This window comes from Martinezella rhizogenes (assembly GCF_027460065.1).
GTDB lineage: Bacteria > Pseudomonadota > Alphaproteobacteria > Rhizobiales > Rhizobiaceae > Agrobacterium > Agrobacterium rhizogenes_C.
The window spans coordinates 90,549-102,555 of record NZ_JAPYZZ010000001.1; the positions used below are offsets into that span (position 1 = coordinate 90,549).

Below are 12,007 nucleotides of genomic sequence, written 5' to 3' on the forward strand. Positions count from 1 at the left end.
AATTCCGAAAAAGAGACATCAGGGTTCGCCACTTGAAGCAGTCTTGAGGAGAAGATGACGCTCACCCATAGTCGACGTCACACACCACCCGGCAAAGGGGGCCTCGTTTCTGCGGTCATTTCAAGCCGCCCCACCATATTCGTGGCCGATTAAAGGCGGATTAACGCTTAACCCCCTCTTGAGCGAAATGATCAAATGCCCGGAAACCCGCAAAACATGTGCAAATGTCCGCCGCCCCGGTTTTTTGCTTTCGAAGCCGCCGCGAATCCGCGAAAATGACGATCATGGCCATCAAGCAGCTTTCAGAAACCCTCATCAACCAGATCGCCGCCGGCGAGGTCATCGAAAGACCCTCCAGCGCCACGAAGGAACTCGTCGAAAACGCCATCGACGCGGGCGCGACCCGCATCGAGATCGCCACGGCGGGCGGCGGCAAGGGGCTGGTGCGGATTACCGATAACGGCTCCGGCATGTCACCTGCCGATCTGGAACTTGCGGTTAGGCGTCATTGCACCTCGAAAATTTCCACGACGCTGGATGACATCCGCACGCTCGGATTTCGCGGCGAGGCCCTGCCCTCCATCGGCTCGGTCGCCAAGCTGACGATCACCAGCCGGCAACAGGGTGCCGAACAGGGTTCGGTTATTTCGGTCACCGGCGGCAAGGTGTCGGAGGTGCGGCCCGCCGCTTCGAATGCCGGCACCATCGTTGAGGTGCGCGACCTGTTTTTCGCCACCCCGGCGCGGCTGAAATTCCTGAAGACGGAACGGGCGGAGGCCGCCGCCATCACCGAGGTCGTCAAGCGCATGGCGATCGCCTTTCCGCATATCCGCTTCGTGCTCTCGGGCACTGACCGTTCGACGCTCGAAATTCCCTCGACCGGCGACGATCATCTCGCCCGCATGGCGCAGATCCTTGGTGCGGAGTTCAAGGATAACGCGATCGAAATCGATGCCGGGCGTGAGGATGTGACGCTGACCGGCTTTGCCGGCGTGCCGACCTTCAACCGTGGCAACTCGGCGCATCAATATGTCTTCGTTAATGGCCGGCCGGTGCAGGACAAGCTGCTTTTATCGGCCATTCGCGGCGCCTATGCCGAAACCGTGCCGCATGGGCGCTATCCCGTGGCGGTGCTGTCCATCACGCTCGACCCTGCCTTTGTGGATGTGAACGTGCATCCGGCGAAATCCGACGTTCGTTTTCGCGATCCCGGCCTCATTCGCGGGCTGATCGTCGGGGCGATCCGGCAGGCGCTGACGCGTGACGGCGACAGGGCGGCGACGACGGGCGCCAGCCAGGTGATGAACGCCTTCCGTCCCGGCTACAGCCCGTCCGGCCTGCGGCCCTCACCTTCCATGCCGGCTTCCGCGCCATGGTCCGCCGCGACCTCGCCGTCGCGGCCGCTCGCCGTTTCCGGAGACATGCAATTTGCCGAAGCGGTGCAATCGCGCTTTTCCGATATCACCATGCCGACAGCGCGGGCGGAGCCACGCGATGCTTATGAGGCTTCCGCAAGCCCTTCACCGGAGCCGGTGCTTTATCCACTTGGGGCGGCACGGGCGCAACTGCATGAGAACTACATCATCGCGCAGACGGAAAACGGCCTCGTCATCGTCGACCAACATGCCGCGCATGAGCGGCTGGTGTTCGAGGAAATGCGCAATGCCCTGCATTCGAGGCGGCCGCCCTCACAGGTGCTGCTCATCCCTGAAATCATCGACCTGCCCGAGGAAGATTGCGACCGGCTGATGGATCACGCGGCCGGTTTCGACGCGCTGGGGCTCGTCATCGAACGTTTCGGGCCGGGCGCAATCGCGGTGCGGGAAACGCCGGCCATGCTGGGCGAAGTCAACGTGCAGGGGCTGGTGCGCCAGCTAGCCGACGAGATCGCCGAATGGGACGCCGCTTCCACGCTAGCCAACAAGCTGGAATATGTCGCCGCGACAATGGCCTGCCACGGCTCGGTGCGCTCCGGCCGGCGCATGCGGCCGGAGGAGATGAACGCGCTTCTGCGGCAGATGGAAAACACGCCGGGTTCGGGCCAATGCAATCACGGCCGGCCGACCTATATCGAACTGAAACTTTCCGATATAGAACGGCTCTTCGGCCGCAGCTGACGCCTTCATTGAACGGCAGGCAGGCGGGGCTGGCCTTGCGCCGCGCCGAGCTATATAAATTTGGGACATTGGAGCATCCGGATTGTTCAGGAAAACGCTACGCCGTTTCGGACTGGGTGCCCTTGCAGGACAGAGCAGGAGACGAAAACGGATGAACAGATTTGAAGGAGGCGGCAACCGCCTCGCCGTCATCGAATATCTCGACGGGGACTTCCGCATCGTCCAGACCGGCTCGCATGTTCTCTGCGCGATGACAGGTAAAACCATTCCCCTCGACGAGTTACGCTACTGGAGCGTGGCGCGGCAGGAGGCTTACGTTGATGCGGCGGCTTCGCTGGAGGCGGAACGGAAGGCTGGCGGTTTGCCGGCCTGAACGCGCCCTGTAGCGCACTACGATTTGGTTTTCGGACACATCCCTCTTCCGTCATTCCGGCCTTGAGCCGGAATCCAGCCGATGCGCGTCTGCGCGTCGGGAGAGTTCTTTCAGTCCAAGGACTTGGGCTGACTGGATACCGGCTCAAGGCCGGTATGACGGAATATTGTTGCTCCACAATTACGGCCGCGCATTTTCCCGCAGCAGGCGGGCGCGGCAGTTATTCACCGCTGTCTCGATGATCGTCGAGGCCGCATTGGGGTCATCGAACACCATATCGATCTCGATAACCTGACTGTTCCAAAGCAGCTCTTCCGCCCGGCCGTGATGTCCGTTGAGCCGCACCGCATCCTTGGCGGTCGTCACCAGCTGCAAATTCTCCTTGCGGGCATCCTTGAGGAGATCGTCTATTTCGTCATCGCTGAAATGATGATGATCCGGGAAGGAGCGGCTCAGCACGATGTCGCCGCCAAGCGCCTCGACGGTGCGATAGAATTTCGCGGGATCGGCGATACCCGCGAAAGCCAGCACACGCTTCCCCCCGAAATCCTCCGGCTCCTGCGGTGTGATCGCGGCGACGAAGACGGGTTTGGCGGCCTTTGCCGCCTGCCTTACCAGCGGATCGGCCGCGTGGCCCTTGCCCACCTTCAGCAATCCGGTCATCTGCCGCATCTGCTCGGCCAGCGGCGCCCTCACCGGGCCGCCGGGCACGAGATGGCCATTGCCGATGCCGCGCACCGTATCGATGACAACCAGCGCGTAATCCAGCGTCAGGCGGGCGCTCTGGAACCCGTCATCCATGATGATGATATCGACGCCTTCCTTCACAAGCCGGTGCGCGCCCTCCACGCGCCGTCGCGAAATGACAGTAACTGCCTCGCGCGCAAGGAGAAGGGGCTCATCGCCGACATCGGCGGCGCGGTGGTGCTGCGCATCGACCAGAGTGGTGACGTCAAGCGTGCCGCCATAACCGCGACTGAGGAAACCGGGTTTAAGGCCTTTAGCGGTAGCAGCCCGGGCGATTGCCATCGCTGTCGGTGTCTTGCCCGCTCCGCCGACAGTGAAATTGCCGATGCAGATCACCGGAACGGACACGCTTGCCCGCTTTGCCGTCCGCATCCGCCGTCCGGCGATCTTGCCGTAGAGAAGCGAGAAAGGCGACAGGAGCCATGCCTGCCAGCCCGCTTTCTGCCACCAGAAGGGCGGCGCTTCAGAAACCATCTATTCCCGCTCCCGGCCGCATCGCCCACGGCATTGCGTTCGCCATTTCATATCTGGGAGGTTGTTTGCCAGAAAAAACCGTAAATTGCAAAATCGGAATAGACGGGTTTCACACATCGGTCCGACACGGGCTGCCGTACTTCAACACGGAGCCTCAAACCGTGCGCCGCGATATCCATTCTATCGTCATACCGGCCTCGAGCCGGTATCCAGCCAGACCAAGTCCTTGGGCTGAGAAAAGTCCTTTCGCCGGGCAGACGCCCGTCGGCTGGATACGGGCTCAGGGCCGGTATGACGGGACATAGAGAGTACCGCGACAATGAAAGGCGCGCGGAAAGCCGCGCGCGCTTACCGCTTCAAACAACCCGTTCCGGCAGCAGCGCCTCTAGCCCGGTAATGTCATCAAAGCAATAATGCGCATCCGCACCGAGGCTTTCGCGCGAGCCGGTTCCCGTCAGAACAGCGATGCGCAGACCGGCGCCGGCGTTTCTCGCCATATGCAGATCGTGGTTATTGTCGCCGACAACGGCCACACGTTCCGGCGGAAATCCGATCACCTCGCAGAAACCGAGAACCATGCCGGGCTGCGGTTTGGTGCCGTAACCGCTGTCATAACCTGCGACAAAATCGATATCTGCTTCAAAACCGAAACGGACGGCCGTCTGGCGGATTGAGTTTTCATTGTCGCTGGAGGCGATGCCGAGCTTGTAGCCGCGCGCCTTCAGCCGTGCGAAAAACGCCTTGAGGTCGGTGACGGGCACGGATTTATCCGCAGCCTCGGTAAACAGCCGGTCGAGGCGTTGCGTTAGTTCGACAACATCGCAGGGCGAACCGGCGGCGACCAGACCGGCGGCGATTTCCGCCGTGTTGCCGGCGGCGAGCAGGCTGTCGGGCACCACATGGCCGGTAACGGGGTCCATGCCGCAGGCGATGAGAAGCCGGTCGGCGAGTGCGGCGTCGCCCTTGGCGGCTATCGACGCAAGTTCGCGGTTCACAGGTCCCCAGCTCGCGTCATAACCTAAAAGGGTTCCGTCCTTGTCGAAAAGCACAGCGGCTATCGACGGCGTCGCATCAAGTTCGATATTCGCTACCATGAACCGATGGCGCTCCGCGGTTGCAGCTTGGCCGAAACGGTCAGCGGGTTGATATAGGGTTCCAGCGCCTTGACGGTGGAGGACAGCGCACCGCGCATATCCTGAATGACCCGGTTGCCGGCATCGATCATCTTGTAACGCTCATTGTCGTTAACCAGCAGATAATGCACCGCCTTGGCCAGCATCTCGACATCACGGATGATACGACCACCGCCGGCGCGGATCAGCTTCTGATAGGCCTCACGGAAATTCTGCACATGCGCGCCCGACAATACGGCACAGCCGAGCATGGCCGGCTCCAGCGGGTTCTGCCCGCCTTCCGCCGTCAAAGACCGGCCGACGAAGGCTAGCTCGGTCAACCGCAGGTAAAGTCCCATTTCGCCGATGGAATCGCCGAGGAAAATATCGGTTTCCGGGGTGATCACATCATTGCGGCTGCGGCGGGCGACGGAAAGGTTCATGCCCTTCAGCATGGCCTCCACATCATCGCCACGCTCGGGATGGCGCGGCACGATGATGGTCAGTTGTCCATTGCGCGACTTGATCGCTGCATGCACGGTCGCTGCGGCCTTTTCTTCGCCATCGAAGGTGGAGATCGCCGCCCATGTCTTGCGATTGCCGACCTGTTTGCGATAGCTCTCCAGAAGGGCCTCGTCACAGGGCGGCGGATCGGTGTCGCCCTTCAGATTGCCTGATATCACCACCGGCCAGGAGCCGAGATCACGGAAACGTTCGGCATCGAGATCGGACTGTGCAACCACCAGCGCCAGCTTGGAAAACAGCGATTCCGCAATGTCGTGGCGGGCCTTCCAGCGGTCGAAGGAACGATCGGAAAGGCGCGCATTGACCCTTATCTGCGGGATGTGCCGACGCTCCAGTTCCATCATCGTCACCGGCCAGATTTCCGATTCCGCTGTTATGGCGGCATCCGGCGCCCAATAGGTGAGGAAACGGTTGACCGCGATCTTGATGTCGAGCGGCACATATTGGTGGATCACGTCGTCGCCAAGCCGGGTGCGGGTCAGTTCAGCCGAGGTGACGGTGCCGGTGGTCAAAAGCACGAAGATATCGCGCTTGCGGATTTCGCGGATCAGCGGGATGAGGGCAAGAGTTTCGCCGACACTTGCGGCATGGAACCAGACGAGCGGCCCGCGCGGGCGCTCTGCGCTGGCGTAACCGAAACGTTCAAGCCGGCGGCGCTTGTCTTCCTTGCCCTTCGCCGCCCGATAGGAAAGATAGGGTCTGGCAAAGGGATAGGCGGCGATACCGGCAATCCGGTAACCCGAAAGAGCGAAACGTGCGATACGGCTGCTCATGACATTCTGCCCTTGATCATTCCGCGCAAAGCCTGCCCCTGTTCTTGTTGTTGTCGCCGCCTACTTCTTCTTAAATTGCGTCATTTTTTATCATCGGAAATGAAAGCGCGATCACATTTTCTCGTGCCGGAGCTATCGGCCTGCCGTTGAACGGCAGGAATCACGGAAAAGCTCGCCTTCACCCAATAGTATTACAACGCAAGGGCAAAAGGACTCAATTTTTGTCGTCGGGATTGAGAAGACGGTGCATATGCACGATAAAATAACGCATATGGGCGTTATCAACCGTCATCTGCGCCTTGGACTTCCATGCGGTCAGCGCAGAAGCGTAATCCGGATAGATGCCGACGATATCGAGTGCGTTCAAATCCCGGAACTGAACATCCTGAAGGTTTTCAAGTTCGCCGCCGAAGACGAGGTGCAGCAGCTGTTTCGGTTTGCCAGTTTCCGTCATGTCTTTATCTCTTTCTTAAACGCTGAGAGAGGCCTTCATCTGCGGGATTTCCCGGCAAACGTCAACTGTCAGACAGATGTGAAAACGCTTTCAAAAGTGCAGGCAGCGCATAATTTGCTGCGGCGCACAATGCGGGGTGGTTCACCTCGCAGCGATTATACATCAGAGGTTTTCCATCGAGACCGACAAGCTGCCCGCCTGCTCTTTCCAGAATGAGGTCGGCAGCGGCCAGATCCCATTCGTGGGAATTGGCCTTGACCAGCGTTCCGTCAATGCGGCCATCCGCCACCATGGCCAGCCGGTAGGCAAGCGAGGGGACGTGCGGAATACGCTCCACGGTGTTGCGCAAGGCTTCCGGCAGATGCGCGATCGCTTCTGCCGCTGCGGCAAGATGAAAGGTTCCGCCATTGTCACGGGTTGCCGAGATGGCGGCTCCGTTCTTCAACGCCACGCCGCCTTCCACCGCGGTGAACTCCTCCGCCAGCGCCGGCGCGACGAGCACGCCGACGACCGGCCGGCCCTCATGGACCACCGCAACGCTGACGCACCAGGTATCCCGACCGCCGATGAAGGCGCGGGTTCCGTCGATGGGATCGACGACAAAAACGGTGGAGCGGGATAGCCTGTCCGTATCGTCATCCGTCTCTTCGGAAAGCCAGCCATAATCCGGCCGGGCGGAGCGTAGAATGGTTTCGAGGATTTCGTTGGCGGCGTAGTCGGCCGCGCTGACCGGCGAAAGCCCGCCATTCTTCCACCAGACCTCGGGGTCCTTGCGGAAGAAACCCAGCGCCGTCTCGCCCGCCTTGCGGGCGGCCTCAAGCACCAGCCTCAAATCGGAGGCCCAGCGGGCCTCAGCCATATCGTTCATTTTGCCGTCTTTTCCGCGCGCCTCAAACGGCGCGCCCGTTTTTCTCTTCGCACTTGCACATAAAGTGCCGGCGAAAACAACCCGCAGGCCGCATCACTTGCCGGCGATCGTCATGCCTTCGATGGCGAGCGTCGGTGCCGCAACACCATATTTGCGGTCGATATCATTGGCAGGCGTCACCCGCATGAACATGTCCTTCAGGTTTGACGCGATGGTGACTTCGGACACGGGGAAGGATTTTTCGCCGTTCTCGATCCAGAACCCGCTGGCACCGCAGCTATACTCGCCTGTCAGCATGTTGGCGCCGTGGCCAATCAGTTCGGTGACGTAAAAACCTGACCCAACCTGCGCCAGCAATTCTTCGGGCGACAGCTCGCCCGGCTCCAGCACCAGGTTGGTGGAGGCCGGCGAGACCGAGGTGCCGCCGCGCACGCCGCGGCCGTTGGTTTCAAGGCCGAGTTCCCGCGCCGCCGAGGTGGAGAGGAACCAGTGTTTCAAAACACCATCCTCGATCATCGTCATCTTCTCACCCCGGACACCCTCGCCGTCAAACGGACGGGAGGACGGACCACGCACGATCTGCGGATCGTCGGTGAGATGAAGGCCCTTTTTCAGAATCTGCTGGCCCATCTTGTCGCGCAGGAAGCTGGTCTTGCGGGCAACCGAAGCACCATTGATCGCACCGGCAATGGCGCCGACGAAACCGCGGGCAATGCGTGGATCGAACACCACCGTGATGTTGCTGCCGGTATCGACCTGGCGTGGGCCAACGCGCCGCACGACTTTCTCACCGGCGCGGCGGCCGATTTCTTCGGCTGCATCCAGATCGGCATAATAAAGACGGCTGTCGTAATCGTAGTCGCGCTCCATCTTCGTGCCTTCGCCGGCGATGACGCTGACGGACCGGCCGAAGCGGCTGCCCATATAACTGCCGGAAAAGCCATGCGAGGTGACGAGGACGAGCCCGCCCATGCCACTTGATGCACCGGCACCGGAGGAATTGCTGACGCCCTTGACCGCAAGTGCGGCCTCTTCCGAGGCAAGTGCCGCTTCCCGCAGCTGATCCGCCGAAACTTCCGTCGCGTCGAAAAGCTGGAGATCGTCATAGGATGTCGCCAGCCGTTCCTTGTCCGCAAGGCAGGCAAAGGGGTCTTCGGGCGAAACCTTCGCCATGGCGACGGCCCGCTCGGCAAGGGTCTTCAGATCAAAGCCCGGATTGGCCGAAACACTCGCCACCCGGCGGCCGACGAAGACGCGCAGGGAAAAATCGTCGCTTTCGGAGGATTCAGTGCTTTCCACCTTGCCGAGCCGCACACCGACCGATTGCGAGCGGGAGCGGACGACAACGGCATCCGCCTCATCCGCACCGGCGGCACGGGCAAGATCGACAAGCTGGCTGGCGCGGTCGAGAAGTTTGGAAGAATCTATTTCTGAGGACATGAGTTGGCCTTTCATTCCTGTTCCATTTATTGTGCCAGCAACCCCGCATCAAGGGCGAAACGCCGCTTTCTCTCTTCAGACGGCTCCATCGCCACCCTATTTGAAAGTCCGCCCGCATGACCGAGCACGACGCTCTCTTTTCCGAACCCTTGCTGCTTCTGGCCGGCGCGGTCATTGCGGCCTCGGTTTTCCGCAAGCTCGGCCTTGGCACCGTGCTGGGTTATCTGGTGGCGGGCATCATCATCGGGCCGTTCCTGCATCTCGTCACGGATGCGAAGGACATTTTCAATGTCTCGGAACTGGGCGTCGTTTTTCTGCTCTTCATCATCGGGCTGGAACTGAAACCCTCGCGCATCTGGCAGATGCGGCGCGATATTTTAGGTCTCGGGCTGGCGCAGGTGCTGGTGACGGGCAGCGCGCTGGCGGTAATTGCCTGGTGGGCGGGGCTGATCGACGCGCGGGGAAGCGTGGTTGCAGGTTTCGGCCTTGCGCTTTCCTCCACCGCTTTTGCGCTGCAGATTCTGGAAGACGACGGCGACATGAATACGCGGCACGGCAACCGCTCCTTCTCGATCCTGCTGTTTCAGGATCTTGCCATCGTGCCGCTGCTGGCGCTCGTCACCATTCTCTCAAACCGGCCGGATGTGCCGACAGACTCCATGGCTTACGATCTCGTCGCCTCGGTCGTCGCGGTGGCCGGCATGGTGCTGGCGGGACGTTATCTTCTCACCCCCATGTTCCAGATCATTGCCCGCACGGGTGCGCGCGAAGTGATGATCGCGGCCGCCCTTTTTGTCGTCATCGGCGCGGCCGCCATCATGGAGATGGTGGGCCTGTCGATGGGCATGGGTGCGCTGCTGGCGGGGCTGATGCTGTCGGAATCCTCTTACCGGCACGAGCTGGAGGCCGATATAGAGCCGTTTCGCGGGTTGTTCCTGGCGCTGTTCTTCATGGCCGTCGGCATGTCGCTGCATATCAATATCGTCTACGAGCACATCGTCCTCATCCTCATCGCCGTGCCTGTCATGATGGCGGTGAAGGCGGCCCTGATCTATGGCCTTTGCCGTATTGCCGGTTCGTCGCGTTATGCGTCGAGCCGCATCGCGCTGCTTCTGGCGCAGGGCGGCGAGTTCGGTTTCGTGCTTTTCACCACGGCCGCCGCGTCCGGGCTGTTTCCGCAGGCCACGGCCTCGATCCTCGTCGCCGTCGTCACGCTCTCCATGGCGCTGACGCCGGTTCTGGCGGTGATTTCGCGACGGCTGACCGCGGAGGATGCGGAAGAGGACAAGCTTGAGGAGGATTTCGACGGGGCGGGCGCGGATGTGCTGATGATCGGCTTTTCCCGCTTCGGCCAGATCGCCTCGCAGATCCTGCTTGCCGGCGGCCGCGACGTGACTGTCATCGACAGTTCCGCCGACCGTGTGCGTCAGGCCGCCCGTTTCGGGTTCCGCATCTTTTTCGGCGATGGCACCCGCAAGGATGTGCTGATCGCAGCCGGTATCGAACGCGCCGATCTGGTGGCTGTCTGCACCCACAAGAAGGAGGTCACCGACCGTATCATCGACATGATCCAGTCGGAATTTCCAAGCGTGCGCATCTATGCCCGCTCCTATGACCGCATTCATTCCCTCGACCTCAGGAAAAAGGGCGTGGAATATGAAATCCGCGAGACGCTGGAATCCGGCCTTCTGTTCGGCAGGCGCATTCTGGAAGGGCTTGATATGGATAGTGAGCGGGCGCTCGCCATCTCCGACGATATCCGCGAACGGGACGAACAGCGGCTGGAGCTTCAGGCCGTGGAGGGACTCGCGGCTGGACGGCAGATGCTGCACAACAAGCCGGTACGCGAAGTGAAGCCGGAACCGCTGATGAAACCGAAGAACAAGGCTGAGAAGCGGGAGGAGGAAGAGGATATGGAGGACAACGAGACGGAAGTTTCGCTGTGAATTGAGTTCAGGGTCGTAGCTGGGAGCGCGCCACTTGTTTCTTCTCCCCGCCGGGGAGAAGGTGGCCCGAAGGGTCGGATGAGGGGGCAACGTTGCCGTAACTCTCTACCCTCGCCCCCTCATCCCGCTGCCGCGACCTTCTCCCCGACGGGGAGAAGAAACGCGCAGCACCCGCCCGTTCGTAGCGATTATTCAAGCCTCCACACCCTGCCCGCGATGAAACAGCTCCACCTGCATCTCGATCTGCCGTTTCAGATCATCCTTGATGCCGGCCGAAGCATTCAGTACCTCCTCCGACTTCAAAAAATCCAGCACGCCGAAGCGGTGCACCGGCGGGCGCAGGAAAATGTGTGGCGGGCGCAATCTGAGCTTGAGGGCAATCGCGGCCTGCATCATCAACTGGCTGGCGCCGAACAGGCTTTCCAATCGGCTGGGCATGGTGGTTCCATCCCCTTCCGGGCCACCGACGACATCAACGCCGATCACGATATCGGCGTGGTCAAGCAGATGCTCATAGGGGACCGGATTGAAGATGCCGCCATCGATCATGATGCGACCGTCGATACGAACCGGCATGAAAAGCGCCGGAATGGCGGCTGAGGCCGCCAGCGCCTCAATGATCTCACCGCTTTCGACCACCACTTCGGTCTGGGCATAATAATCGGTTGTTATGACTTTCAGCGGAATGGCGAGTTCGGAGAACTCCTTCGGCAACGCCTGTGGCATCAAGGCGTGAAGAATAAGTTCGAGATTGAACTGTCCGAAGCGAAAGCCATGGGCTGCGTGGCGCATCGAAGCGGGACCCAGGCTCCAGAGCCGGTTGGCGACGGAGCCCTTGCGGCCCATGAGTTCGAGCGTGTACTCGCGGATGTCGCGGCCTGACATGCCGGCAGCCATGCCCGCGCCGATGATGGACCCGATGGAGGAACCGGAGATTGCGACCGGCCGGATGCCGAGTTCGTCAAGCGCCTCGACGACATTGATATGGCAGATGCCGCGCGCACCGCCGCCGCCGAGCGCCAGTCCGAATGTCGGCTCATGGCCTTTTTGACCGTCGCGCCCGGGGACCTCTTCTCCGGCGCTGACGATCCTGATCCCCTCGTTGCCAGCCTGCTCCATGCAAAAGACCCCAGAAGTTTACCACGGTAAAGGCTCTGCCTATTGCGCAAACAAGACAA

General features: G+C 61.0%; 10 protein-coding genes. 3 read left to right on the forward strand and 7 right to left on the reverse strand.

What is annotated here, in order from left to right:
- The first annotated feature begins 284 nt into the window (after nucleotides 1-284).
- Entirely contained in the window at nucleotides 285-2,117 is a 1,833-nt protein-coding gene (gene mutL, locus O8B93_RS00470) for a DNA mismatch repair endonuclease MutL (RefSeq protein ID WP_269708615.1), read from the forward strand.
- Between the two features lie 151 nt (nucleotides 2,118-2,268).
- Nucleotides 2,269-2,490 carry a DUF2093 domain-containing protein gene (locus tag O8B93_RS00475; RefSeq protein ID WP_269707890.1) on the forward strand — a complete coding sequence of 74 codons (222 nt, stop codon included), beginning with the start codon at nucleotides 2,269-2,271 and terminating at the stop codon, nucleotides 2,488-2,490.
- Between the two features lie 180 nt (nucleotides 2,491-2,670).
- On the opposite strand, the gene lpxK is transcribed toward O8B93_RS00475, so the two are convergent.
- The 6 genes from lpxK to O8B93_RS00505 all read right to left on the reverse strand — a co-directional run bounded on the left by lpxK (nucleotide 2,671) and on the right by O8B93_RS00505 (nucleotide 8,883).
- Nucleotides 2,671-3,711 (reverse strand): tetraacyldisaccharide 4'-kinase, encoded by a 1,041-nt coding sequence (gene lpxK / locus O8B93_RS00480; RefSeq protein WP_269707891.1) that lies wholly within the window; start codon nucleotides 3,709-3,711, stop codon nucleotides 2,671-2,673.
- Between the two features lie 356 nt (nucleotides 3,712-4,067).
- On the reverse strand, nucleotides 4,068-4,805 hold the full coding sequence (locus O8B93_RS00485) for an HAD family hydrolase (protein WP_269707892.1): 738 nt from the start codon (nucleotides 4,803-4,805) through the stop codon (nucleotides 4,068-4,070).
- On the reverse strand, nucleotides 4,799-6,121 hold the full coding sequence (gene waaA / locus O8B93_RS00490; protein ID WP_269707893.1) for a lipid IV(A) 3-deoxy-D-manno-octulosonic acid transferase: 1,323 nt from the start codon (nucleotides 6,119-6,121) through the stop codon (nucleotides 4,799-4,801). The genes O8B93_RS00485 and waaA overlap by 7 nt, the downstream gene beginning before the upstream one ends.
- Nucleotides 6,122-6,335: 214 nt before the next feature.
- Nucleotides 6,336-6,575 carry a DUF4170 domain-containing protein gene (locus O8B93_RS00495; protein ID WP_080825864.1) on the reverse strand — a complete coding sequence of 80 codons (240 nt, stop codon included), beginning with the start codon at nucleotides 6,573-6,575 and terminating at the stop codon, nucleotides 6,336-6,338.
- A 61-nt stretch (nucleotides 6,576-6,636) separates the two neighbouring features.
- Nucleotides 6,637-7,443 (reverse strand): 3'(2'),5'-bisphosphate nucleotidase CysQ, encoded by an 807-nt coding sequence (locus tag O8B93_RS00500; RefSeq protein ID WP_269707894.1) that lies wholly within the window; start codon nucleotides 7,441-7,443, stop codon nucleotides 6,637-6,639.
- A gap of 93 nt (nucleotides 7,444-7,536) precedes the next feature.
- Nucleotides 7,537-8,883, reverse strand: a complete 1,347-nt coding sequence (locus O8B93_RS00505; RefSeq protein ID WP_269707895.1) for a TldD/PmbA family protein — start codon at nucleotides 8,881-8,883, stop codon at nucleotides 7,537-7,539.
- Nucleotides 8,884-8,999: 116 nt separating this feature from the next.
- Between O8B93_RS00505 and O8B93_RS00510 the strand changes: the two genes are divergently transcribed.
- On the forward strand, nucleotides 9,000-10,829 hold the full coding sequence (locus tag O8B93_RS00510; RefSeq protein WP_269707897.1) for a monovalent cation:proton antiporter-2 (CPA2) family protein: 1,830 nt from the start codon (nucleotides 9,000-9,002) through the stop codon (nucleotides 10,827-10,829).
- Between the two features lie 192 nt (nucleotides 10,830-11,021).
- On the opposite strand, the gene O8B93_RS00515 is transcribed toward O8B93_RS00510, so the two are convergent.
- A complete protein-coding gene (locus O8B93_RS00515) occupies nucleotides 11,022-11,948 on the reverse strand; it encodes a patatin-like phospholipase family protein (RefSeq protein WP_269707898.1) in 927 nt (308 codons plus the stop codon).
- Nucleotides 11,949-12,007: the final 59 nt, after the last annotated feature.

What these genes read in the sequence shown, in the direction of transcription:
- waaA (WP_269707893.1), bottom strand. Translation starts at nt 6,121, where the DNA reads ATGAGCAGCCGTATCGCACGTTTCGCTCTTTCGGGTTACCGGATTGCC.
- O8B93_RS00475 (WP_269707890.1), top strand. Translation starts at nt 2,269, where the DNA reads ATGAACAGATTTGAAGGAGGCGGCAACCGCCTCGCCGTCATCGAATAT.
- O8B93_RS00510 (WP_269707897.1), top strand. Translation starts at nt 9,000, where the DNA reads ATGACCGAGCACGACGCTCTCTTTTCCGAACCCTTGCTGCTTCTGGCC.
- mutL (WP_269708615.1), top strand. Translation starts at nt 285, where the DNA reads ATGGCCATCAAGCAGCTTTCAGAAACCCTCATCAACCAGATCGCCGCC.
- O8B93_RS00515 (WP_269707898.1), bottom strand. Translation starts at nt 11,948, where the DNA reads ATGGAGCAGGCTGGCAACGAGGGGATCAGGATCGTCAGCGCCGGAGAA.
- O8B93_RS00485 (WP_269707892.1), bottom strand. Translation starts at nt 4,805, where the DNA reads ATGGTAGCGAATATCGAACTTGATGCGACGCCGTCGATAGCCGCTGTG.
- O8B93_RS00495 (WP_080825864.1), bottom strand. Translation starts at nt 6,575, where the DNA reads ATGACGGAAACTGGCAAACCGAAACAGCTGCTGCACCTCGTCTTCGGC.
- lpxK (WP_269707891.1), bottom strand. Translation starts at nt 3,711, where the DNA reads ATGGTTTCTGAAGCGCCGCCCTTCTGGTGGCAGAAAGCGGGCTGGCAG.
- O8B93_RS00500 (WP_269707894.1), bottom strand. Translation starts at nt 7,443, where the DNA reads ATGAACGATATGGCTGAGGCCCGCTGGGCCTCCGATTTGAGGCTGGTG.
- O8B93_RS00505 (WP_269707895.1), bottom strand. Translation starts at nt 8,883, where the DNA reads ATGTCCTCAGAAATAGATTCTTCCAAACTTCTCGACCGCGCCAGCCAG.